Here is a 25,314-nt window from a genome sequence, read left to right as displayed (position 1 = left end):
AAATGAAGGAAAAGAATCAGATTTTTGAAAATATCATGAGCCGTACATCGGTGAGAAGTTTTACAGGCATAAATAAAGAAAAAGTATGAATATCAAGGAGAATTATCAACAACATGTAGGCCGATATGCTTCTGAGGTAGCTGCCCTGAAGCATAAGAATACGGGATTTATAACGGGCGAGCTGCTGGCTTTTGGCGGCATCCTCGCCTTCCTGGTCTGCTATTTCGCATTGGATGGGGATACACAGAACTATCTGATGGGGGCGGCGCTGTGTCTGATTGCCTATCTGGGAATCAGACGACTTGACGATAAGAACAAGGAGAAGATAGAGCATCTTTCGGCTTTGCTCAAGGTTTATCAGGACGAAATCAAGGCTTTGGAGGGCGATTTCTCGCCTTTCGAAACGGGCGATTCCTATCAGAATCCGCAGCATTCTTATTCCTTCGACCTCGATGTCTTCGGCAAGAGTTCGCTGTTCAACCGCATCTGCCGAACCATCACATCGGGCGGTTCGGAGGTGCTCGCCAGGAATCTTACCCGGGAAACGCCTTTGAGCTTGGAGGATATCAAAAGAAGAAGGGATTTGCAGAAGGAACTCGCTGGAGAAGAAATTGCAGAAAAGGAACCTGCTGGAGAAGAACTCGCTGGAGAAGGTGAAAACTGGCGAATGGAATTCCTGGCACTTGGCGAAAAGAACAGAAGCCTAACTGCTGATGGCAAGATGAAGAAGATTGATTCTGCTGCGGTGGTGGATGCGATGCAGAAGGTTTCGAAGATGGAGGTGCCGGGATGGTTTGGTTCGCCGGTATCGCTCGTTATCGGATGGCTGCTGATTATCGGAGTCATCGGTTCCGTGATTTTGTCGATATGCAATATGGTTTCGGTGGATTTCGCCTTGTGGTGGGTGTTGGTTCAATACATGGTGGTATTCTTCGTCTGCAAGCAGACACTTGATAAGATAGACAGCAATGGCGGCAAGCTTCGCTATCAGCTCATCGCCTATGCCCAGATTCTCCAGCTTATCAACAGGCGCAATTTTCATAGCGAATTGGGCAAGGAGATGCAGAATTCCCTGGCAGATGCCCTGCCTTCCTTTGCCCAACTGGAAAAGATATTGAAGGGGTATGACAGAAGAGGCAACTTCCTCGGTCTTTTCTTCACAGATGCCTTCATGCTGAGCGATTTCTTCCTGGTTCGCAGTTTTCTGAAATGGAAGAATACCTATATGGTGAAGATGGAGGAATGGATGCATATCATCAGCGAGATGGATGCGATGGTTTCGATGGCGGATTTCAGATATAATCATCCGGAGGCGGAAGAGGCGGAATTTGTTTCGGAAAGTCCGGAAATCGTATTCGAGGGAAAGAATCTCTATCATCCTTTCCTGGGTGCCAAGGCGGTGAAGAATGATTTCAACATCAAGGATGACAACTATTATATCATTACCGGAGCCAACATGGCGGGAAAGAGTACCTTCCTGCGTTCGCTGGGCGTGAACTATATCCTGGCGATGGCAGGTATGCCGGTGTTTGCAGATCAGCTGAAGATTTCCCGTTTCAGATTATTCTCTAGTATGAGAACCACCGATGACCTGACGCATGGCATCTCTTATTTCAATGCAGAATTGATAAGATTGGAGGAGCTTCTGAAGTTCTGCAGGGAAAGTGCAGAGGGAGAGTTCTGCAAAGGATGTATAGAGGGCAATAAGGAGCCACTCCGAACGCTGATTATCCTGGATGAGATTCTGAAGGGAACGAATTCATTGGATAAGCTGAATGGTTCGAGAAAGTTCCTCGAAGCCATCTCCAAGCAGCCGGTGAGCGGCATCATCGCTACCCACGATCTGGAACTCTCCAAGATGGAGAATGATGCATCAGGAAAATTCCATAACTATTGTTTCGAGATAGATTTGGGCACGGATGTTACCTATACTTATAAGATTCAGAAGGGTGTGGCAAGAAACCAGAATGCCACCTTCTTACTGAATAAGATTCTGGAGAAATATTAGAATAAAAAGGGAACTCCCGATAATTTGATCAGTTTCAAATTATCGGGAGTTTTCCTTTAAAAGAATACATTATAACTCAACGCTATCCAGGCGGAATTTGAGCAAGCCGGCTGGTACCTTTACCATTACCTCATCACCAGCCTTCTTACCCAGAAGGGCCTTGGCGATAGGCGACTTGATAGAAATCTTGCCACTATGCAAATCAGCCTCGTGAGGATTTACGATAACATAGCTCATGCTGCACTTGTTGGCGAGATTGGTAATCTTAATCTTACTCAACAAGCCAACGGTATCGCTCTTCAATCGAGACTTGTCGATGACACGGGCATTCTCCAAAACCTTCTGCTTGAAGCTGATGCGGCTCAACAGCTTGCCCTGCTCACGCTTGGCAGCATGATACTCAAAGTTCTCACTGAGGTCGCCCTTATCGCGGGCTTCAGCTATCGCATCGCGAACGGCTGGCAACTCTACGTTAACCATGTGTTGAAGTTCGGCCACGAGCTCATCGTAGCCTTCCTGAGACATATATTCCATTTTCTCTGATAATCTTAATGAATGATGTTTTTAATTTTCGGGGTGCAAAGTTACTAGTAATTCATGAAAACACCAAACATTTTTGATAAAAAAGTAAATAAAAAAAGAGAAGATGTGCTGCCATGACAGACGCTACATCTTCTCTTTTATATCATTATCCCCAAACTTCCTCAGAAATCTCTCTCACCAAATCTATTTTTGCCCATTGCTCTGCATCGGTCAGCTTATTACCAATCTCGCAAGAGGCGAAGCCGCATTGAGGACTGAGGCTCAAGCGATCGAGAGGGATATACTTGGCAGCCTCGTGAATGCGGGCGATAACCGTAGCCTTATCCTCCAGCACCGGAGATTTGGAGGTTACCAGACCCAGCACCACCTTCTTGCCATCAGCCACATACTTCAATGGTTCGAAACCACCCGAACGCTCATCGTCATACTCCAGATAGAAGGTATCCACATCCTCATGGGCAAAGAGATAAGGAGCCACGGCATCATAAGCACCCTTGGTGGCATAACAGGAATGATAATTGCCACGGCATACGTGGGTATTGATGGTCAATCCCTCCGGTTTGCCCTCGATGGCAAGATTGTTCACCTTCAGATATTGCAGGGCTTCCTGCTCAAGGGTAAACCCGGTGCCCACCTTAGCCTTCCAATAATCACTATCTACAATCATTCCCCAGGTGCAGTCATCCAACTGGATGGTGCGGCAACCGGCTGCATAAATCTCCTGGAAGAAAGTGCAGTAGGCCTGGGCAATATCCTCTATCAGTTGGGTGGTGTTAGGATAGAACTTACGGGTATTCTCGGCATTCTTGCCACGGAACAGTTCGGCAAGAAACTGTGCAGGAGCCGGAACCGTCTGCTTTGCCTCGAAGATATACTCGCCCTTGGCATCCTGCTCCTCAAACTGCTTTACGAACAGGAAATCCTTGATAAAAGGATGATTCTCGCCGGTAATCTTGCCGGTAAGTTGGATAGAGCCCTTGGTTGTCTCCTCGCCATGAAACTGGTAGCCATGCTCCAGTTCGATATGCTCCACGCCATTGAATCCCCACATAAAGTCGAGATGCCAATAGCTGCGGCGGAACTCGCCATCGGTGATATAAGGCAGGCGATGCGCCTTCTGCTGACTGACGACCTCAGTAATCAGACGGTCTTCTACGGCACGGAGGTCGGTGGCAGAAATCTTGCCATCAGCAAACTTCGCTCTAGCTTCCTTCAACTCTGCAGGGCGCAAATAGCTGCCCACTGCCTCAAAATGTATATTTCTTACGTTGCTCATTATTTTTATCTCCTATATTTTTAAATGATGAATGACTCTTATTGTTCCATTATCTGATGATAAACGGCTCTCTGCATCCGGAATTGCGAGTGCAAAGGTAAGAAGAAGAATTTTATTTGCCAAATATTCTCCGTAATTCAGAAAAATATGCTATCTTTGCAGCGAATTAAGTAAATCAGCAGAATATTATTCTGTAAGAATCAGTAAAAACAGAAACAAAGAAACTATGGCAACAGAAGAAAAACTCGATGAAACAGACATCAAGATACTCAGGTTACTGCAGCAGAACTCCCGACTCACCGTGAAGGAACTTGCCGCAAGAGTCAACCTCTCCCCTTCTCCCACCTTCGAACGGCAGAAACGGCTGGAGCGTGAGGGATACATCCAGCGATACGGAGCCATCGTAGACCATCACAAGATGGGCCACAACGTCATCGTACTCTGCAATATCCGTCTGAAACAGCATACCCACGACCTGATTCAGCAATTCATGGATACCGTGCAGACCATCGACCAGATAACGGAGTGCTACAACACCACCGGCGATTACGATTTCCAGATTAAGGTATATGCCCGCGATATGAAAGCCTATCAGGACTTCATGCTCAACACGCTGGGAAACATCGACTGCATAGGAAGTCTGCACAGCATCATCGTGATAGGTGAAATCAAGGATTCGCATTATATTCCCGTAGCAAAATAAGGAGGTGCATGATGACAGCAAAAAGGATTTTAATAATATGCCTGTTTATCTCCATGCTTTTCTGCCTTCCATCCAAGGCACAGAAGCCGGGAGAAACCGTCAGCGAACAAACCATCAGAAAACTGGGAGAGAAGCATTTCTTCTCCATCTCCACTATTCCTGATGACATCTTCCGTCTGATGCAGGGCAAGACATACAAGAAGAACTGTACCGTGGCAAGAAGTGAGCTGCGATATCTGAGATGCCTGCACGTAGACAAGGACGGCAGGAACATCGTAGGAGAAATGGTGGTGAACAGGGCGATAGCGGTAGATGTGCTCGACATTCTGAAGAAGCTCTACGAGGCAAAATATCCGATAGAGCGGATGAGACTCATCGACTATTGGGATGCCGACGACGAAAGGGCGATGAGAGCCAACAACTCCTCCAGCTTCAACTTCCGCTTCATCTCGCATACCCATACGGTATCGAAGCACGGAAGGGGACTTGCCGTAGACATCAACACCCTCTACAATCCTTACCACAAACGGCTGAAGAACGGCAAGGAAGTGGTAGAGCCAGCCACCGCCCGCCCTTATCTGGACCGCAACAAGAACCATGTTTATATGATTAAGAAAGGCGACCTCTGCTACCGGCTTTTCAAGGCGAAGGGATTCAGATGGGGAGGCGACTGGAAACACAGCAAAGATTACCAGCACTTCGAAAAATAGTTCTGCAGGAAAAGACTGTTTGAAGGAAAGGACAGCCTGCAAGGAACGGACAGCCTGCAAGGAAAGGACATGAAAAAAGACTATGCCTATGTTACATCATTTCTTTAGTAACTATGGCATAGTCTTTCATTATCCGAATGATCTTTTTTTTATATGTAATACAAATTTAACAATCCTGCTACAGCCTTTTTAAAATACATTGTTATTAGCTGTACCAAACAGAATTATATTCTCTACGTTCATCGTCCTCATTATAGAGGTTCTCATATTCAAGGTTCATAGCCTCGAATGATTCCAGGGTCTGTTTCATGATAATTCCTCCTCTATTTATTAAGTTCAACTTTTAATATGGCAAAATTACTAAAAAAACAAACATAGCCTGTCAATAATTCAGAAAACTTTTGTATTTTTGCACCATCTCTGCACATCAGGGGCAAAAAGTGCAAAAATAGCGCTGTTCAAGAGACAATACAAGATAAAAAACAAGAAACAAGATGAAGATATTAGATACTTTACGACTCGACAGAATGAAGTGGCGCCATGGGATACTGCTGCTGTTGCTCATCCTCGTCACCCTTACCAAGATGATACCTCTCTGGGGAGTCATCTACACCTACCGTGTTTATCCGGTTATCGGCAGCCTTCTCTCGCCAATCTCGGGCATCTTCCCTTTTGCCGTGGGCGATATTTTCATCGCTCTCAGCATCGCCTGGGTCATCCTCTATCCTATCTACGAGATTGGATTACGGAAGAAACTCGCCAGACGGTTCATCTTTCTTGCTGCTAAGAGCGGCGGCTATCCGAAGAAAAAGGCGGTTTTCGGAAGGGTGATAGAATATCTGCTGTGGGTATACGTATGGTTTTATGCAGCTTGGGGACTGAACTATTCGCAGCCCGTTATCTATTACAGAGTAAGTATGCAGCCAGCTGAGGTTTCGAAAGAGAAGTTCAGGAAATTTGCCTACCAGTATGCCGACAGCCTCAACTATTTAAGTGAAGAACGAAGAGGGAAGAGTGAAAAAACTGACAGTATCGTGGATGATAAATTGAAGAATCGGGTGCGGGATGCGGTTCTGAAAGAATATAACAAGATAGGATATCATGAGGGCATTAATCCACCTTTCAACCAGCATCCTCATGCCAAGACGATGGTGTTTACGCCCCTCAGTTCGATGTCGGGTGTAACCGGCAGCATGGGTCCGTTCTTCTGTGAATTTACGCTGAACGGCGATATCCTGGCTCATGATTATCCGGCTACCTACGCCCATGAATTCGCTCATTTCCTGGGTGTTGCCAACGAAGGAGAGGCTAATTTCTACAGTTATCTCGTTTGTACGGCATCGGCAGATAAGCAGGTAAGATTCAGCGGATATTACCATATTCTGCCCCATGTATTATATAATGTATTCGATATTCTCGGCGAAAAGGAAGGTGAGAAATTTCTGAAACATATCCGTCCTGAGATAATCAGACTGCTGAAAAGCGACCGCCAATACTGGCAGGGCAAAAGATGCAAGGCACTGGATGCCGCCCAGGATTTCTTCTTCGAACTCTATCTGAGAGGCAACCATGTAGAAGGCGGCAGAAAGAGCTATGCCGGCGTCATCGGTCTGATTCTGGCTTGGGAAGAAAAAAAAGGCTAGTATGCCCTCGCACGCCAGCCTTTTTAAAAGTTTTCGCATATTTTTTTCGATGCCAGCTTAATTTCTCCCCTTCTTTCTTCTTTTAATATATAGAGAGGAGAAAAAAGGAGCAAAATCTCCTGTTTCTCAAAGAAAAAGTATATATTTGCAAACGAATTGCGGTTATCAAAAAGATATATCGATATGAAGAAAGAAAAAGATTTTTCAGAAACTGATTTTTCAAAGAAGGCATTGGAAAGCTTATCGGATGATGAGATTCTGCAGGGGTTCAAGGATGCCGATGCCGAGAATGATGTCTTCGAGAATGTACTGCGAGAAAGCGGCTGCAGATAATAACATATTTAATAATAGCAATATGGAAGATAAGAAGAAGGGAAGAATCACTCCGCGCTGGATTGATTCATTAAAGGAGAACGAGATTTTTGTGTTTGGCAGCAATCTGGCTGGCATGCATGGTGGTGGAGCTGCCCGTATTGCCCGCCTCCATTTCGGTGCCATCATGGGGAAGGGTGTAGGCTTGCAAGGCCAGAGTTACGCCATCCCTACGATGCAGGGCGGCGTGGAAACCATCCGTCCATACGTGGATGATTTCATCGCCTACGCCAAGCATCATCAAGAACTTCATTTTCTGGTAACTCCAATAGGTTGCGGCATCGCCGGTTTCGAGGCCGAAGACATTGCCCCATTGTTTGAGAGTGCAAAGGAGCTGAAGAACATCAGCCTGCCGGAGAGCTTCTGGGAGGTGATAGAGTAAATGTTATAGAGAATTAGTAGCTTATGTTAGGAGCAATTATAGGAGATATTGCTGGCTCGAAATACGAGTTCAACAATACGTTTGATTATGATTTCGAGATGTTCGGTGAAGGCAGCGACTTCACCGACGACACGATTTGCACGGTGGCGATAGTCGATGCAATACTGAATGGGCGAAGCTATCAGGAAAGCCTACTGGACTGGTGCCGCCGCTATCCTTCTCCAAAAGGAGCGTATGGCGGCAGATTCGCGGGGTGGATTCGTTCTCTTAATCCGCAGCCATATAATAGCTTTGGCAATGGTTCGGCGATACGAGTATCACCAGTGGCTTGGCTATTCGATGACCTGTCACAGGTTTTGGAAGAGGCAGAGAAAACGGCTCTTCCTACTCATAACCATCCCGAAGGAATCAAGGGAGCCAAAGCCGTGGCTCATGCCATCTGGCATTTCCGCAAGAGCAGATTCCCAGAGGAATCTACGGAGCGCAAGGATGAGAAATCTAAAGAATCTGATGATGAGGCAATGAAATCTAAAGAATCTAATGATGAGGCAATGAAAGCCTTCAAGGATATCGCTCGCAGCTATTACGATGATTTCGATACACGGGATTATCCGAAAGGCAAGTTCAATGAAACCTGCATGGATGCCGTGCCATTATCTTTCTATCTCCTCTCGCAGGCCTCATCCTTCGAGGATGCCATCCGCCTAGCCATATCTCATGGCGGCGATAGCGATACTATCGGAGCCATCGTCGGCTCCATCGCCGAGGCCCGATTCGGTATTCCGCAAGAAATGAAAGACAAGGTTATCACTTATCTGCCGGATGAGATGCAAGATGTATTGAAACAATTTGCTGGTAAATACGAAATAAAGCCCAAATAATTTGGTGTTATCGAAGAAAAACTATAACTTTGCCACCAATAGAATTTATCAAACAATATAATTTATGACGAATCATGATTTTTGGATGTCCATCAGCGACATAATCAATGAAGGATTTACATCTGAAGGTCTAGCAAAATTAGATGATTATGCAGAGCAATTCAGTACTGGAAAAATCTTATATAAACGATTTTCACCGTCAGAGCAGCTTGGCTGCGTTAAAGGGGGAACAATACATGTTATTGCATCCTTACTCGCGGGAGCAGAAGTTGGCACAGATCAACTCACTGCGCCAGAACACAGTTTCAAAAGAGAGCAGCAACTTGGAAAGATCCAAGAAAAACGCATAGAAAGTTGGGCTAAAAAAGCAGGATGCTGGGTAGATGACACTAGCGTCTACAACCAAACCTTGGGCGATAAATTAGCGCAAGGCGGTGAAGCTATTGTATATGATAACGGTAATTCTGTACTAAAAGTAATCGGCCTTGATTATTTCATACAGCCAATTTTTGCTTTAGACAGAATTTCGTTACACAATGCTTACTTTGAACAAACCAAGATGTTTGTATTGGGATTCGGTAGAAACTCTATGGGCGACTTTATGATTATTGTTACCCAAACTTTCTTTCAAGGTAGCCAAATGACCGAAGAAGATATTGAAGAGTATACGGAACGTATTGGATTTAAACTGGTGAATCCTAGAAATTGGACATACTCCACACCTGCTATATACCTAAGTGATATGCACAACGAGAATGTTTTTCGTGGCATTGATGGAGTGGTTTATGTCATAGATTGCGACATCCGAATAAACACACCAGAACTAAAGGCTGGTGGCACACGAACTTTAACAACAGAAGTTGAATTTATAAAAGAATAAAGACATGGGTAGAACAGCTATATAGGCAATGATTGAAGAATTCAAGAAAAGAGGATTGATATCGATAAGAAAAAAAGTGTTGCCACTAGGCTCAGCAAAGCTGCTGACTGCAGTCAGCAGACCTGCCGACTAGGCTCGGCAGACCTGCTGAGCCTAGTGGCAACTTCTGAGAAGGTATCTCCTGGAACCCGAGGAGTAATGTCTTTCAACTCGCAAAGACGCTTGCATCAACCTATAGAGTTGACTCCTTCACTCCATTGAGCCGACTCCGTCATCCAGTAGAACCAACTCATTCTGCTAAATTAACCCTATCTATCCGCTAACAAACCCAAAATCATCATCACAAAACATACATATACAACTTAAATCACGTTATGTCTGATTAGAACTTACACAACGTTTAAATGAGACTTCACTTGAACCTTACGTAAAAGCCTTACTTGAGAATAGGCAGAACGTCTTGGAAACTGCGTCGGGATGTAGCAGACTGTACGTCGGGACGTATCCATTATTACGTCGGGACGTATCAGATGCTACGTCGGGACATAATTTCTTCTACGTCGTCAGTCAAAATTGCAAAAAAGCGATTGAAAACGCCCAGCATTGAACCGGGGAAAAGGTCTTTTTGTTCAATGCTTTCTTATTTTTAGCCCCAAAATTCCTCTAAAACACCTATATTTCGCTGATTTCATGGCAATATATGGCAGATTATGGCAATTCAAAAAGCTATTACCATGCCAATATATTCTTATAATCAGATAGTTACAGAGCAGTATGGCAATATGGCAATTCTGTGAAAGAAAAACAATTATAATACAGCAGATAGGAAAGCACTAATCCTTTTCAATATTCCATCTGTTGCAAAAAAAAGAGTGCGCCATAGCCTTATGACACCCCTTCATATTATAATTTAGTTTACTCGCTTGCAGGTAATTCTCTGCTCATACTGAGGTTTCTCTTATTTCTCCTCAAAATAGCTACCGGCTTCCATCACGCAATCCATCGCACGGCACTTGTTATAGCGCTCTCGGGCTCTGTTTTCTCTTGCAAACATCGCCTTGGTGCCAGCCTCATCTTCTGAGAACTGGAGGTGATTGTCGATGCCCATATCCAGAGCTATATTCTCCACATTAAGATCATCGGTGCCGATGAAGGTAAAGGTCCAGTTCTGCTTCTTCAACTTCTCGATGAGATTCTTGATCATCTTCAGATTATACTCCTCGCTGCAATTCTCCTCACCATCCGTAATGATGGTTACCAATACGCTGTCATCCTCGGTGGTCAGAGCGTTAATCTTGGCGATGCCCATACCGATGGCATCATAAAGAGGGGTGCCGCCACATGGGGTGTAATCCCTTGACTTCAAAGGTTTAGCATGATGAGCAGACACATTATCATAGAACAGATTCTTGTGGGTGCTGTCGAAGATGATGAGCGTAACCCGCTGTTCCATGTCCTTATGCGTCTTCTGCATTTTCTGAATCGTGGTCAGGGTCTCGTTGATACCCACTAGTGCCTGGCGCTCGATAATACTCATGCTGCCACTCTCATCTACTACCAAAAGATTGAATACTCGTTTCATAACTTGTTTCTCCTATTTATTTTAATTGTTCAACATAATTTTATAAGCAAGAAGAACTATTCCCTGCTTCTATTTATCCCTTAAAAGAAAGAATAGAGTAGAAAATTAAGCAGAGGATTATCTTTTTTCCAAAAATATTTTTGCCAGTAGAAATAAAACCCGTACTTTTGCAACAAATTATTATACATATATTATATAAGGAGATGAAAGAAATATTAATAGTAAGCATCGGCAGTTTCTTCGGAGGCGGCATGAGATATTGGATTTCAAAGATGGTGCAATCCTGCGCGGTGATAGCCTTTCCTTTCGGAACAATGGCGGTGAATGTGTTGGGATGCCTCATCATCGGGTTCCTATCGGGATTGAACTGGCGGGAAGGGGGATGGATGTCACCATCTGCCAAACTGCTGCTCACCACGGGGTTCTGCGGAGGATTCACAACCTTCTCTACCTTTATGAACGAGGGGGCAGGACTGATGAAGGAAGAGAATTATCTCTATATGATGCTCTATCTCTTCGGAAGTCTGGCACTGGGACTTATCGCCGTTCTCGCCGGACACTATCTGGCGAAAATGATTGCATGAGAAACTTCGGAGGATAGAAGGAAGAAGCCCAGGATTATCGCATAAAATACAGAAGATAGTATTCCATCAGATGAAGAAATGATGAAAATACTATCTTTTTTATTATTTTATATTTTCAAAATGCCTTAATTACGAAATTTATTCGTAAATTTGCAGAAATAATCTGCATTCGACAATTTGAAAGCAAACTTTCATCATGCTCGTTTGCCTAATTTTTGCACCAATGAATTCATTAGATACAAACAATATAAAATGGAGCGAGAATGTAATCATCGCTGACGCCGATTATATCGACCGAGTGGCTTTCGACCTGATAGTCAACTTCGAACGAATGATTAACCGTCGCATTCAACCAGCCGATATGGCACAATGGGCAGTCTGCATTGCCCTTGACGGAGGTCTGAGAGAGGGCGCGCACGAAACACAGGTTGTGCTTATCCACGACAAACAGTCGATGGCGATGAAAAACTTCCGCCCAGCCAACTATGAGAAGGATCTGAACGCTCAGGCTTTCAAGGATGATAAGCTCGGAGAATTCATCATCTCTTCATATCCTACAGAGGAAAAGATGGTTGGCAAGGATGATTTCCTTGTAGATGTGGCACGCACCGTATGCAACGCCAAGGAAGTGAAACGAGTGATGATCATCCCAAATTCTGAGGCAGGAGATGCTTACGACCGGCTCCGCGAGATACTTCGCAAGGTAGATGACGATGACAAGCGCATCACCCTCTTTGCCATGCAACCTATGCCAGGCGGAAACTTCCGACAGGAGATTCTCGGTTATTCGCTCATGAATGCCCTGGGGATTTCGGCAAATGAGATAAAGTAAACATTAAACACTTAACATTAAAGATAAAAAATGAGTAGAGTACTTATGATTGGCGCAGGTGGCGTGGCTACCGTGGCTGCCTTCAAGATCGTCCAGAACCAGGACGTTTTCACCGAGTTTATGATTGCTAGCCGTCGCAAGGAAAAATGCGACAAGCTGGTTAAGGATATCCACGCCAAGGGCTACAAGATGGATATTCAGACAGCTGAGGTGGATGCCGACGACGTTGAGCAGTTGAAGGCTCTCTTCAATAGCTATAAGCCTGAGCTCGTCATCAACCTCGCTTTGCCTTACCAGGACCTCACCATCATGGATGCCTGTCTGGCTTGTGGTTGCAACTACATGGATACAGCTAATTATGAGCCTAAGGACGAGGCTCACTTCGAATATTCATGTCAGTGGGCATACAAGGATAAGTTCGAGCAGGCTGGTCTCTGCGCTATCCTCGGTTGCGGTTTCGACCCAGGTGTATCCGGTATCTTCACCGCCTATGCAGCCAAGCATCACTTCGATGAGATTGAGGTGCTCGACATCGTGGATTGCAACGCCGGTAACCACCACAAGGCTTTCGCAACCAACTTCAACCCAGAAATCAATATCCGCGAGATTACCCAGAAAGGACTCTGGTACAAGGATGGCGAATGGATTGAAACCGACCCTCTCTCTATCCACAAGCCACTCACCTACCCTAACATCGGTCCTCGCGAGAGCTATCTGATGCACCACGAGGAGTTGGAGAGTCTGGTAAAGAACTACCCTACCATCAAGGAGGCACGCTTCTGGATGACCTTCGGTCAGCAGTATCTCACCTACCTCGACTGCATCCAGAACCTCGGCATGAGCCGCATCGACGAAATCGAATACGAGGCTCCATTGGCAGACGGCTCCGGCAAGACAGCCAAGGTGAAGATTGTTCCATTGCAGTTCCTCAAGGCCGTATTGCCGAACCCACAGGATCTCGGCGAGAACTACGATGGCGAGACATCTATCGGTTGCCGCATCCGTGGCAAGAAAGATGGCAAGGAGCGTACCTACTACGTATACAACAACTGCAAGCACCAGGAGGCTTACAACGAAACCGGTATGCAGGGCGTTAGCTACACCACTGGTGTGCCAGCCATGATTGGTGCCATGATGTTCCTCAAAGGCATCTGGAAGAAACCAGGCGTATGGAACGTTGAGGAGTTCGACCCAGATCCATTCATGGAGCAGTTGAACAAGCAGGGACTGCCATGGCACGAGATGTTTGATGGCGATTTGGAAATTGATTAATTTTAAACTAAATAAGATATGGCAAAAGAAATGCAAGAGGGAAAATTGAATCCCAATGAAGGCAAACTGAAAGCCCTTCAGGCAGCCATGGCAAAGATAGAAAAGGACTTCGGTAAGGGCTCTATCATGAAACTCGGCGATGAGCACGTTGAGAATATCGAAGTTATCCCTACAGGTAGTATCGCTCTCGACAATGCACTGGGCGTAGGCGGTTATCCTAAGGGACGTATCATCGAGATTTACGGTCCGGAATCTTCCGGTAAGACAACATTGGCTATCCATGCCATCGCAGAGGCTCAGAAGGCTGGCGGTATCGCTGCTTTCATTGATGCTGAGCACGCTTTCGACCGTTTCTATGCGGCTAAATTGGGCGTTGATGTTGATAACTTGTGGATTTCACAACCAGATAATGGTGAGCAGGCGTTGCAGATTGCAGACCAGCTGATCAGTTCTGCTGCTGTAGACATCGTAGTTGTTGACTCTGTTGCCGCCTTGACTCCTAAGAAGGAAATCGAAGGCGATATGGGTGACAATGTGGTTGGTCTTCAGGCCCGATTGATGAGTCAGGCTCTCCGCAAGCTCACTTCTACCATCAGCAAGACCAACACTACCTGCATCTTCATCAACCAGTTGCGCGAGAAGATAGGTGTTATGTTCGGTAACCCAGAGACAACCACCGGCGGTAATGCCTTGAAGTTCTATGCATCAGTGCGTTTGGATATCCGCAAGGCAACAGCCATCAAGGATGGCGATGAGGTGGTAGGTAACCTGGTTCGCGTAAAGGTAGTAAAGAACAAGGTAGCTCCTCCTTTCCGCAAGGCTGAATTCGATATCATGTTTGGCGAAGGCATCAGCCGTGCCGGCGAAGTATTCGGTCTGGCTGTAGCCAACGATATCATCGAAAAGAGCGGCAGCTGGTATAGCTATGGCGGTTCTAAACTCGGACAGGGTGCCGATGCCTGCAAGGCATTGCTCAAGGATAACCCTGAACTTCTCGATGAATTGGAGGCTAAGGTTCGCGAAGCACTCGCTGCCAAAGAGCAGAAATAAAGTAAGATAAGGTTTTACACCTTATTATATATAGGGACTTTATCAGGAAGAATAAATTCTCAATAAACTAAAGGAATCAAGATAGGGAGAATGCGACATTTTATCGCCTCCTCTATCTTGATTCCTTTTATTTTGTCAGCATTATCTGACACCTTGTCAGCCACTTTCAGTCTTACAATCCCTTGGCACATGCTTTGTTATGGTGGAAAGCGTGAACGCTGAATACAGAGGTTCCCGACAGATGCATATCTTCGGCAGACTTCCAACAGTCAGCAGTTCATGAGATAAATAACATATTAATAACGATAAAAATAAAAAAAGATATAATTATGGGAAAAGTAATTGGAATTGACTTGGGTACCACAAACAGTTGTGTTGCCGTTTTCGAAGGTAGCGAACCAGTTGTAATCGCTAATAGTGAAGGTAAGCGTACTACTCCATCAGTAGTAGGTTTCGTTAAGGATGGTGACCGCAAGGTAGGTGATCCTGCTAAGCGTCAGGCCATCACAAACCCTAAGAACACCGTATATTCTATCAAGCGTTTCATGGGTGAGACATACGCTCAGAGCCAGAAAGAGGCTGAGGCAATGCCTTACACAGTAGTAAACGAGGGTGGTTATCCACGTGTTGAAATCGAGGGTCGTAAATATACTCCACAGGAGATTTCTGCAATGGTTCTCCAGAAGATGAAGAAGACTGCAGAGGATTATCTCGGACAGGAGGTTACAGATGCTGTCATCACAGTTCCTGCTTACTTCTCTGACTCACAGCGTCAGGCTACTAAGGAGGCTGGTCAGATTGCAGGTTTGAACGTTCAGCGTATCGTAAATGAGCCTACAGCCGCAGCTTTGGCTTACGGTGTTGACAAGGCTAACAAGGATATGAAGATTGCCGTATTCGACCTTGGTGGTGGTACATTCGATATCTCTATCCTTGAGTTCGGTGGCGGTGTATTCGAGGTTCTTTCTACCAATGGTGATACTCACCTCGGTGGTGATGACTTCGACCAGGTAATCATCAACTGGTTGGCTGATGGTTTCAAGGCTGAGGAAGGCGTAGATCTCCGCAAGGATCCTATGGCTATGCAGCGTTTGAAGGAGGCAGCTGAGAAGGCTAAGATTGAGTTGTCTAGCTCTACATCTACAGAAATCAACTTGCCTTACATCACAGCCGTTGACGGTATGCCAAAGCACTTGGTTAAGACTTTGACTCGTGCACAGTTCGAGCAGTTGGCTCACAACCTGATTCAGGCTTGCTTGGTACCTTGCCAGAATGCCGTTCGTGACGCTAAGCTCTCCACATCAGATATCGACGAGGTTATCCTGGTTGGTGGTTCAAGCCGTATCCCAGCCGTTCAGACACTCGTTAAGAACTACTTCGGCAAGGAGCCTTCTAAGGGCGTTAACCCTGATGAGGTTGTTGCAGTAGGTGCAGCTATCCAGGGTGCCATTCTGAACAAGGAAGAGGGTGTTGGTGACATCGTATTGCTCGACGTTACTCCATTGACTCTCGGTATCGAGACAATGGGTGGTGTGATGACTAAGCTCATCGATGCCAATACAACTATCCCTTGCAAGAAGAGCGAGGTATTCTCTACAGCAGCTGATAACCAGACAGAGGTTACCATCCACGTATTGCAGGGTGAGCGTCCAATGGCAGCTCAGAACAAGAGTATCGGTCAGTTCAACCTGACAGGTATCGCTCCAGCTCGCCGTGGTGTTCCTCAGATTGAGGTTACCTTCGATATCGATGCCAACGGTATCTTGAACGTATCAGCTAAGGATAAGGCTACCGGTAAGGAGCAGAGCATCCGCATCGAGGCTTCATCTGGCTTGAGCGAGGATGAGATCAACCGCATGAAGGCTGAGGCAGAGCAGAACGCTGCTGCTGATAAGGCTGAGCGCGAGAAGATTGACAAGATGAACCAGGCTGACAGCATGATCTTCACCACCGAGAACTTCCTGAAGGATAACGGTGACAAGATTCCAGCTGACAAGAAGCCAGGTATCGAGCAGGCTTTGCAGCAGTTGAAGGATGCTCACAAGGCAGGTGATGCTGCAGCTATCGATTCAGCTATGAACAACTTGAACACCGTAATGCAGGCTGCTTCTCAGCAGATGTATCAGGGCGGCCAGCAGGCAGGTCCTCAGGGTGCACAGGGCGGTCAGCAGGCACAGGGCGGCAATGATGGCACTCAGGACGTACAAGACGCTGATTTCGAGGAAGTTAAATAATTTTAACTAACATAATAATAAAGGCGTACAATGCTCAGAAATGAGTTTTGTACGCCTTTTTTGTTTCATTATGATTTTTTATATCCCAATAGTTTGCTAATTCGCTGAAAATTATGTATATTTGCAAATTAAGGGAGAAAGAACATCGCCCGAAAAGAGATAGATAGTTTAGGGTAAATATAAAAGAAAGGAGAACGAGATATGGCAAAGAAGAGACCACAGGTAGCGCTGGTTTATGATTTCGACGGCACACTGTCGCCGGGCAATATGCAGGAGTTTGGATTCATACAGGCAACCGGTAAGACAAAAGACGAGTTCTGGGAGAAAAACAGAAAGTTTGCAGAAGGTAAGGATGCCAATGGCATTTTAACCTATATGTATCTGATGCTCGACGAAGCCAAGAAGAACAATATCTCGCTCACCCGGGAATCTTTTCAGAAATTCGGAAAGGATGTAGAACTGTTCCGCGGCGTAAGACAATGGTTTTCGCTCGTGAATGAATATGGCAACAGCATCGGACTGGACGTAAAGCACTACATCAACTCCTCGGGATTGAAGGAGATGATAGAGGGCACACCTATCGCCCACGAATTTGAGAACATCTATGCCTGCTCCTTTCTCTACGACAAGGAGGGAATCGCCTATTGGCCTGCCGTAGCCGTAGACTATACCACCAAGACGCAATTCCTCTTCAAAATCAACAAGGGCATCAAACAGGTGAGCGACAACAGAAGAGTGAACCAGTATATCCCCGACGAAAAGCGCCCTATCCCTTTTCCCCGAATGATATACTTCGGAGATGGAGAAACCGATGTGCCTTGCATGAAGATGGTTAAGGAACATGGCGGCCACTCGATTGCGGTATATGATAACGAAGATAAACAGAAAACAGCCTGCCAGCTTGTCAAGGAGGGACGGGTAAACTTCATGTGCTCTGCCAACTACAGCAAAGGAAGCGTGATGAATATCATTGTAAAGAGAATATTGGATAAAATCAAAGCCGACTTTGAATTCGACCGTCTGATAGAGCTGAACCAGAAGAAGGCATGGAAGTGATTTAAAGGTAAAAAAGGTAAAAGGGTAAAAAAGTAAAAAGAGCAAAAGGGTAAAAAGAAAAAAGGACAAAAAGAGCAAAAAAGGAAAGGGGTAAAAGGATTCTTTTGTGAATTCCTTGAAACTTTTCTTGGTTTTGTCGAGGATTATGCTTAATTTTGCACGCAGAAATAATAATATCAAATCATATTAATGGGAAGAAACAAATACTCAGCAGGAGAAATCAAGGAAATCGGCAAGTTGCTGCGCCTCAAGAACGCAGGCAACCGTTTACAACAGAAAATGATACGCCACGACCTTCGTGTGGATTATGAATTTAATATCTCAGACTTCAATGAGCCTGGCAAGGCTTTCGGCGAAGAAGAACTGCAGGCTGCCATCAAGCGTGGCGCCATCCAGATTCTCGACGATGCCACCATCGAAGCAATGAAGGCAAAACGTGCCCGAGACAAGGCTCGCGACGAGGCAGAGAGACAGAAAGAAGCCGTAGCCAGCGGTGAACAGACCGACTGGCAGGAGGCTATGAAGGAGTGGAATGAGTATTATAAATAATGTTGAATGCTGAATATAAGTGTTGAATGTTGAATGTTGAATTGCCTAACGGACTCAATGGCGCTAGCCTAATTCAACATTCAACACTCAACACTCAACATTTAACACTTAACATTTAATTAAATTATTATGGCTAAAGTATTGATTAAGACATCAGAGGGCGATATCAAGGTGCGCCTCTACGACGAGACACCTCAACATCGCGACAACTTCATCAAGTTGGCGAAGGAGGGATATTTTGACGGCACTCTCTTCCATCGTGTCATCAAGGATTTTATGATTCAAGGCGGCGATCCTGACAGCAAGGGCGCTCCTAAAGGAAAGATGCTGGGCACAGGTGGTCCTGACTATACCATCCCTGCCGAGTTCGTTTATCCACAACTCTTCCACAAGCGTGGTGCCTTGAGCGCAGCCCGTCTGGGAGATGAGGTAAACCCAGAACGCGAGAGCAGCGGTAGCCAGTTCTATATTGTATGGGGAAAGACCTACAAGCAGAATGAACTGAAGCAGATGGAGAAGCAGATGGGCATGCAGATGGAGCAGAACATCTTCAACCAGCTTGCCAAAGAACATCATGAAGAAATCATGAACTTCCGTCGCAACCGCGACCGTGAAGGCCTGATGAAACTCCAGGACGAACTGGTGGATGAAACCAAGAAGCGCTGCAAGGAGCAGGGCTATCCTAAGTTTACAGAAGAGCAGCAGAAGGCTTACACCGAAGTAGGCGGAACACCTTTCCTCGATAACCAATACACCGTTTTCGGTGAAGTGGAGGAAGGACTTGACATCGTAGAAAAGATTCAGAACTGCGAAACATTGCGTGGCGATCGCCCAAAAGAGGATGTTTCTATGCAGATTTCAGTCATCGAAGAATAAGAAATTCATATAACGCTCCGCCGGACAATAAAGCCGGCGGAACGCCTAATAAAAACCTAAATAAAAATTATATAAGTAATAACAACTATTCATTCGTATTACACAAAAAGACAAATCAATATGGAAAAAATGAAAAGCAAAATGGTAAAGAGCCTCATAATGCTCTTAGCATTGGCAAGTTCTAACTACAGCTATGCACAACAAGCTACCATCACAGTAAGCAATCCTACAGCAGCACAGCGCACTGAGCTCATCTCCCTCAGCATGAGTGAGATAAAGGCAAAATTGGGTAATGCTACACCTAAAAAAGGCGAAGCTTACATCGTAAAGAACAAGAAAGGGCAGCAAATTGGTTCACAGATTACTTATGACGGTAATCTCCTGATTGATGCCAGCGTACGTCCGCATGGCTCTGCCACCTATTATGTAAGCATCGGCAAGCCTTATCCACAGAAAGTTTGGGCTACAGGTGCGCTCTACAAGATACGCAAAGACGATCTTGCCTGGGAAAATGACCGTTGTGCATATCGCGTTTACGGCCCGGCTCTCCAGCGCAGTGGAGAACGTTCTTTCGGTACCGATATCTGGGTTAAGAATACACCGGATACCGTGGTTTACGACCGATACATCAAGGATGTGGTAGACGGAAATGCCAAGGGCGACAAGATAGACGCAAAGGCAAGAGCACTTGAGAAACTGGCTAAAAACGAAAAGAATAAGGCGAAAGCTGCCAAACTTGCAGAACAGGCTAAGGCTCTGTGGGCAGAATCTCGTGAACTGGATATCACCACCTCCTTCCATCTGGATCATGGAAACGGACTGGATCCGTATCGTGTAGGTGCCACACTCGGTTTGGGCGCTCCTAGTCTGATGGTTGGCAAGAATCAGGTATTGCCTTACTGCTTTAAGGATTATAAGATTCTGAACAATGGTCCTCTCCGCTTTACCGTAGAATTGACTTACAATCCATCTACCGTAGGCGATATGAAGAATGTGGTAGAACACCGTATCATCTCGCTCGACAAGGGCAGCAATTTCAACAAGATGACTGTATGGTATGACGGACTGACTACCCCTACCGATTTTGCTACCGGTTTCCCTATCCATGAAGAGGATACCGAAACCAAGACTTTCGCCAAGGATTATGTAAGTTATGCTGACCCAACAGACAATATCGAAGTAAACAATTCGCAGGTTTACGTAGGCGTTCTCTTCCCTTATGGTGTTGACAATACCTACTACCAGCTCTTCGATGAGAAGCACGATGGTGCTACCGGTCATGCGCTCGGTTTGAAGAGAGGCTTGAAAAACGGCGAAAAATACAGCTACTATTTTGGTGCAGCCTGGAGTAAATATGACGTGAGAAGCTATGCAGAATGGCAGATTCGCATCAAAGACTACCTCGGTGCACTAAGAAACCCACTTAAAGTTTCCTCGAAATAGAGGAAACTTTTTTTATTCCGACTTCGTCATTTTTTATTCCGACTTCGTCATTCTATCCGCAATATACATACCTGCCAGGATGCAGCAGGCACCTGCCAGAAAGTAAGGAGTTATCTTTTCATCCAATACCAGAGAGGCGAAAATCATAGTGGTGATAGGATTGAAATAAACCCAGTTGGTAGCTTTCACGGCACCCAGCTTAGAGATACACCAGTTCCAGGTAAGGAAACATATCATGGATGCCAAACAGCCCAGAAACAAGAGATTACCCACCACCTGAGGCTTCGTAAACACATCCCATGCCGGCCAGCCAGGGATGATAAGATAATAAGGCAAGATGGTAAGCACACCATAGAAGAAGACCTTGCGCGTAATAAAAGCTGCGCCATAATCGCCCGATACCGATTTCATCAGGAGCGAATAGACTGCCCAACACATACATGCCGTAAAAGCCAAAGCATCACCTACAGGCGACAGATGCAGCACGAATCTGCCATTCAGCACCACGATAATCATACCTACAAAAGCAAGCAGAGAGCCCAACAGCTGTACCATGTTGATGCGCGAAGAATGGCGATAAACCAGACGAACCAGCAAGGTAGCAAAAAGCGGACAGGAACATACGATGAGCGAAGTATTGGTTGTCGTGGTATAATTCATCGCCTCGTTCTCGCTCAGGAAATAGAGCGAACCGCCCGTAATGCCCAGCATCGCCATTTTAAACTCATCCTTCCAGCTATCAGCAAACATCCTCTTATGATTTACCAGCAGCATCATGATATATGCGATACTGAAGCGGAGCGTAAAGATCTGTGCTGGCGAAAGTCCGTTCAGCATCAGCACCTTGGTAGAAACAAAGGTGGTTCCCCAGATGGCTACGGTGATAAAAGCCACAAGATGATATAATAAATTATTATTCTGTCTCATTCAATTTTTCTGTTTTTTGAAATTCAACTGCAAAATTATAACTTTTATTCGAAATGAGCAAATTGTAAGCAAGAAATGCAGAAAAAGACAATAAAAAAAGCGAAATTGGAATCCCACTCTTACCATCAATTACCCTTCAATACGCCATTTCAGTATTTTTCAGTGTTCACACTCTGCCACTTTTCAATTTCTCCATATATCGTTTATCTTGCTAATTATCATCACCTTACGAAAGTCCCATTTCTACACCCATCCACTTTTCACTTATCACCCATCATTTTTTCATTATTTATTTAGTAATTTTGCAGATGAATGAGCATATACGCCTAAACGCACAAAAAAACGTGAGAGGCGTTGTGCATAACAACAACAACAACAACTGCAAGAATAAACAAACCATAATAAATATTCATAACTTATGAAACAGTTCATTTTATCATGTGTCTTGTCTGTGGCAGCCATCGCTCCATCGCAGGCACAGCAGACTACCAGACAATTGCCAGTCTATCTCGACCAGACCAAGCCGGTAGAGCAGCGCATCGATGATGCCATCTCCCGTATGACGCTGGCAGAGAAGATACGCATTATCCATGCTCAGAGCAAGTTTTCATCAGCCGGTGTACCACGCTTGGGATTTCCTGACTTCTGGACGGATGACGGACCTCACGGAGTGCGTCCTGACGTATTGTGGGATGAATGGGAACAGGCAGGTCAGACCAACGACTCCTGCGTAGCCTTCCCTGCCCTCACCTGTCTTGCCGCATCATGGAATCCGCAGATGAGCCGCATCTATGGCGAAGCATTGGGCGAAGAAGCCCTGTATCGCGGCAAGGACATGATTCTGGGTCCTGGCGTCAACATCTACCGCACGCCTCTCAACGGCCGTAACTTCGAGTATATGGGCGAAGATCCGTTCCTGGCGAGCATCATGGTAGTGCCGTATATCCAGGGATTGCAGTCTAAGGGCGTATCAGCCTGCGTAAAGCATTATTGCCTGAACAACGACGAGGAATACCGCCATCAGGTCAACGTAATCGTAAGCGACCGTGCCCTCCACGAAATCTATCTCCCTGCCTTCAAGGCGGCTGTTGAGAAGGGTAAGACATGGGGCATCATGGGAGCCTACAACCTATATAAGAATGAGCACAACTGCCACAACCAGTGGACCCTGAACAAGATTCTGAAGGGCGACTGGAAGTATGATGGTGTCGTGGTAAGCGACTGGGGCGGTGCTCACGACCTGGAGCAGTCTGTAAAGAACGGACTCGACATGGAGTTCGGCACCTGGACAGACGGTCTTACGATGGGCGCTACCAACGCCTACGACAACTATTATCTCTCCATGCCTTACATGAAGACCATACAGGAAGGCAAGTTCACCCAGAAGGAGCTGGACGATAAGGTGCGCCGCGTATTGCGCCTCTTCTATCGCACCACGATGAATCCGAACCGCCCTCATGGTTTCCTCTGCTCAGAGAGCCATTATGCAGCTGCCAGACAGATTGCTGAGGAAGGCATCGTATTGCTCCAGAACAGGAACAATGTGCTCCCTATCAACACCCAGAAGGCTAAGCGCGTGCTGGTAGTAGGCGAGAATGCCATCAAGATGATGACCGTAGGCGGAGGCTCTTCTTCGCTCAAGGTACAGCGCGAGATTTCGCCTCTCGAAGGTTTGAAGACGCGCCTGGGCAAGGACGGCATCGAGGTAGATTATGCCCGCGGCTATGTGGGCGATGTAACGGGCAACTATAATGGTGTTACAACCGGTCAGAACCTGGAAGATAAGCGCAGCGAGGCTGAACTGATAGCCGAAGCCGTAGAGAAAGCCAAGACAGCCGACTATGTCATCATGTTTGGCGGCTTGAACAAGAGCGATTTCCAGGACTGCGAGGGTCACGACCGCAAGCAATATGAATTGCCATACAATCAGGATAAGCTGATCGAGGCTTTGGCTAAGGCAAACAGAAACTTCGTTTATGTCAACATCTCGGGCAATGCGGTAGCGATGCCTTGGAAGGCTAAGGTTGCCGGCATCGTACAGGGCTGGTTCATCGGTTCGGAGAGCGGCGAAGCCCTGGCAAGCATTCTTACAGGCGATGCCAACCCTAGCGGCAAGTTGCCGTTTACATGGGTCAATTCGCTGAAGGAAGTTGGTGCTCATGCTCTCAATACCTATCCGGGAACCTGGCGTCAGGAAGGTGGAGCCAGCACGAAGGGCAACATCATTGATGAGGAATATAAGGAAGGCATCTATGTAGGTTACCGCTGGACCGATAAGGAGCGCATCAAGCCAACCTTCGCATTCGGTCACGGCTTGAGCTACACCCAGTTTGTCATCTCTAATCTCCGCAGCGACAAGGCGCAGATGAAGCAGGATGGTACAATCACCTTTACCGTAAACGTAAAGAATACCGGAAAGCGTGCCGGATCAGAGACGGTTCAGCTCTATATCCACGACGTCAAGTCATCAGTAGACCGCCCTCAGAAGGAGCTGAAGGGATTCCAGAAGGTTTATCTCCAGCCAGGCGAGAGCAAGGATATCAGCATCACCATCAGCAAAGAGGCCCTCAGTTTCTACGATGAGGCATCTTCATCCTGGAAGGCTGAAGCCGGAAAGTTTGAGGCTCTTGTTGGTAATGCAGCCGATAACCTGAAGCTCAAGAAAGCCTTCGAGCTCTTTTAAAAAGAATGATCCGATGATGAGAAATTGAACAGACGGAAAAAATAATATATACACACATAAAAGTTTGTTACGGTGAAACGCCGTAACAAACTTTTATTGTTTTTCCCCTCACTTCTCATCCATTGACAAACTAGTAAAAACCGGGATATTCAAAAATATCAATATCTTGATTATCAGAAGATTAATCCACTTGACGCTGTAAAACACAGCGTATGGGTACCCGAAGCATTCACTCATCTTCTACAAACAACTAACATACTGATTATCGGATAGTTAACCCACTTGACGTTGTAAAACACAACGTCAAACTATTATGCGATTTCTATCGCCTATCATCCATCATCAAGTTCGCAGAAACAGGGATACACAAACATCAATATTTTGATTATCAGATGACTACCCATACATCGCGAAACACGATGTATGGGTACCCCGAAGCATTTACCCTTCCCAGAAAGCAACCAACCACCTGATTATCTGATAGTTAACCCACATAAAACCGTAAAACACGGTACATGGGTACCGAAGAATTTATTCTTTCCAAAAAAACAACCAACACGTTGATTATCCGTTAGTTAACCCACATGACGCCCTAAAACAGGGCGCATGGGTACCTGGAGCATTTACTCCTGAATTTGCGCAAGTTCTCCCACACAAAAAAACTTGACACATCATTTCAAGTAACAAGATTTCAGCTGATCTGCTGCCCCTCAAAAAGTAGACACAGAAAGGTGGAAAACTGATGGAAAATGATTACCTTTGCAAGCAGATAGAGTTGTGCGCCCTGTAGAGAGGGCGTAGCCCGAACGTAAGGGCGCACAACTTGCT

22 protein-coding genes are annotated in these 25,314 nt (G+C 45.8%); 18 read left to right on the top strand and 4 right to left on the bottom strand.

Annotated features, from left to right (window positions below):
- The first annotated feature begins 85 nt into the window (after positions 1 to 85).
- Positions 86 to 2,008, top strand: a complete 1,923-nt coding sequence (locus tag ACWJAO_RS07185) for a MutS-related protein (RefSeq protein WP_449139760.1) — start codon at positions 86 to 88, stop codon at positions 2,006 to 2,008.
- A gap of 69 nt (positions 2,009 to 2,077) precedes the next feature.
- Here ACWJAO_RS07185 and greA read toward each other — a convergent pair whose 3' ends face one another.
- Complete coding sequence (gene greA / locus ACWJAO_RS07180; RefSeq protein WP_089544955.1) at positions 2,078 to 2,542, bottom strand: transcription elongation factor GreA; 465 nt, start codon at positions 2,540 to 2,542, stop codon at positions 2,078 to 2,080.
- Positions 2,543 to 2,696: 154 nt separating this feature from the next.
- Positions 2,697 to 3,827, bottom strand: a complete 1,131-nt coding sequence (locus tag ACWJAO_RS07175) for a 5-methyltetrahydropteroyltriglutamate--homocysteine S-methyltransferase (protein WP_449139759.1) — start codon at positions 3,825 to 3,827, stop codon at positions 2,697 to 2,699.
- Between the two features lie 226 nt (positions 3,828 to 4,053).
- Between ACWJAO_RS07175 and ACWJAO_RS07170 the strand changes: the two genes are divergently transcribed.
- The 7 genes from ACWJAO_RS07170 to ACWJAO_RS07140 all read left to right on the top strand — a co-directional run bounded on the left by ACWJAO_RS07170 (position 4,054) and on the right by ACWJAO_RS07140 (position 9,398).
- Complete coding sequence (locus ACWJAO_RS07170; RefSeq protein ID WP_317604285.1) at positions 4,054 to 4,530, top strand: Lrp/AsnC family transcriptional regulator; 477 nt, start codon at positions 4,054 to 4,056, stop codon at positions 4,528 to 4,530.
- Positions 4,531 to 4,538: 8 nt separating this feature from the next.
- Positions 4,539 to 5,240, top strand: coding sequence for a M15 family metallopeptidase (locus tag ACWJAO_RS07165; RefSeq protein ID WP_449139758.1), 702 nt, complete (start codon positions 4,539 to 4,541; stop codon positions 5,238 to 5,240).
- Between the two features lie 494 nt (positions 5,241 to 5,734).
- A complete protein-coding gene (locus ACWJAO_RS07160; RefSeq protein ID WP_449139757.1) occupies positions 5,735 to 6,883 on the top strand; it encodes a DUF3810 domain-containing protein in 1,149 nt (382 codons plus the stop codon).
- 183 nt (positions 6,884 to 7,066) lie between these two features.
- Positions 7,067 to 7,216: a hypothetical protein gene (locus ACWJAO_RS07155; RefSeq protein WP_449139756.1), complete on the top strand. Its 150-nt coding sequence runs from the start codon at positions 7,067 to 7,069 to the stop codon at positions 7,214 to 7,216.
- Between the two features lie 22 nt (positions 7,217 to 7,238).
- On the top strand, positions 7,239 to 7,637 hold the full coding sequence (locus ACWJAO_RS07150) for an A1S_2505 family phage non-structural protein (protein WP_449139755.1): 399 nt from the start codon (positions 7,239 to 7,241) through the stop codon (positions 7,635 to 7,637).
- 23 nt (positions 7,638 to 7,660) lie between these two features.
- A complete protein-coding gene (locus tag ACWJAO_RS07145; protein WP_449139754.1) occupies positions 7,661 to 8,518 on the top strand; it encodes an ADP-ribosylglycohydrolase family protein in 858 nt (285 codons plus the stop codon).
- 64 nt (positions 8,519 to 8,582) lie between these two features.
- Entirely contained in the window at positions 8,583 to 9,398 is an 816-nt protein-coding gene (locus tag ACWJAO_RS07140; protein WP_449139753.1) for a putative polyvalent protein kinase domain-containing protein, read from the top strand.
- A gap of 958 nt (positions 9,399 to 10,356) precedes the next feature.
- On the opposite strand, the gene ACWJAO_RS07135 is transcribed toward ACWJAO_RS07140, so the two are convergent.
- Positions 10,357 to 10,980 carry a vWA domain-containing protein gene (locus ACWJAO_RS07135; protein ID WP_449139752.1) on the bottom strand — a complete coding sequence of 208 codons (624 nt, stop codon included), beginning with the start codon at positions 10,978 to 10,980 and terminating at the stop codon, positions 10,357 to 10,359.
- 203 nt (positions 10,981 to 11,183) lie between these two features.
- Between ACWJAO_RS07135 and crcB the strand changes: the two genes are divergently transcribed.
- The 9 genes from crcB to ACWJAO_RS07090 all read left to right on the top strand — a co-directional run bounded on the left by crcB (position 11,184) and on the right by ACWJAO_RS07090 (position 20,876).
- Positions 11,184 to 11,564, top strand: coding sequence for a fluoride efflux transporter CrcB (gene crcB, locus ACWJAO_RS07130; protein ID WP_449139751.1), 381 nt, complete (start codon positions 11,184 to 11,186; stop codon positions 11,562 to 11,564).
- A gap of 223 nt (positions 11,565 to 11,787) precedes the next feature.
- Positions 11,788 to 12,396 (top strand): DUF6621 family protein, encoded by a 609-nt coding sequence (locus ACWJAO_RS07125; protein ID WP_449139750.1) that lies wholly within the window; start codon positions 11,788 to 11,790, stop codon positions 12,394 to 12,396.
- Positions 12,397 to 12,426: 30 nt separating this feature from the next.
- Positions 12,427 to 13,668, top strand: a complete 1,242-nt coding sequence (locus ACWJAO_RS07120) for a saccharopine dehydrogenase family protein (protein WP_449139749.1) — start codon at positions 12,427 to 12,429, stop codon at positions 13,666 to 13,668.
- 18 nt (positions 13,669 to 13,686) lie between these two features.
- Positions 13,687 to 14,718, top strand: coding sequence for a recombinase RecA (gene recA / locus ACWJAO_RS07115; protein WP_022120294.1), 1,032 nt, complete (start codon positions 13,687 to 13,689; stop codon positions 14,716 to 14,718).
- Between the two features lie 329 nt (positions 14,719 to 15,047).
- Positions 15,048 to 16,952, top strand: coding sequence for a molecular chaperone DnaK (dnaK, locus tag ACWJAO_RS07110; RefSeq protein WP_449139748.1), 1,905 nt, complete (start codon positions 15,048 to 15,050; stop codon positions 16,950 to 16,952).
- A gap of 201 nt (positions 16,953 to 17,153) precedes the next feature.
- The gene (locus ACWJAO_RS07105) at positions 17,154 to 18,008 is read left to right on the top strand and encodes an HAD family hydrolase (RefSeq protein WP_337503137.1); all 855 of its coding nucleotides are present in this window, start codon (positions 17,154 to 17,156) and stop codon (positions 18,006 to 18,008) included.
- A 189-nt stretch (positions 18,009 to 18,197) separates the two neighbouring features.
- Positions 18,198 to 18,557 carry a hypothetical protein gene (locus ACWJAO_RS07100; RefSeq protein WP_118190275.1) on the top strand — a complete coding sequence of 120 codons (360 nt, stop codon included), beginning with the start codon at positions 18,198 to 18,200 and terminating at the stop codon, positions 18,555 to 18,557.
- Between the two features lie 129 nt (positions 18,558 to 18,686).
- A complete protein-coding gene (locus ACWJAO_RS07095) occupies positions 18,687 to 19,433 on the top strand; it encodes a peptidylprolyl isomerase (protein ID WP_449139747.1) in 747 nt (248 codons plus the stop codon).
- A gap of 120 nt (positions 19,434 to 19,553) precedes the next feature.
- The gene (locus tag ACWJAO_RS07090; protein WP_449139746.1) at positions 19,554 to 20,876 is read left to right on the top strand and encodes a DUF4861 domain-containing protein; all 1,323 of its coding nucleotides are present in this window, start codon (positions 19,554 to 19,556) and stop codon (positions 20,874 to 20,876) included.
- Between the two features lie 33 nt (positions 20,877 to 20,909).
- Here the strand turns inward: ACWJAO_RS07090 and ACWJAO_RS07085 are convergent, their stop codons facing one another.
- Positions 20,910 to 21,803, bottom strand: a complete 894-nt coding sequence (locus ACWJAO_RS07085; protein WP_449139745.1) for a DMT family transporter — start codon at positions 21,801 to 21,803, stop codon at positions 20,910 to 20,912.
- Positions 21,804 to 22,221: 418 nt separating this feature from the next.
- Here ACWJAO_RS07085 and ACWJAO_RS07080 point away from each other — a divergent pair, with 418 nt between their 5' ends.
- Positions 22,222 to 24,486, top strand: a complete 2,265-nt coding sequence (locus tag ACWJAO_RS07080; RefSeq protein ID WP_449139744.1) for a glycoside hydrolase family 3 C-terminal domain-containing protein — start codon at positions 22,222 to 22,224, stop codon at positions 24,484 to 24,486.
- Positions 24,487 to 25,314 lie beyond the last annotated feature (828 nt).

The organism is Segatella sp., assembly GCF_977051555.1.
This window is presented reverse-complemented; position numbering and strand designations above follow the sequence as displayed.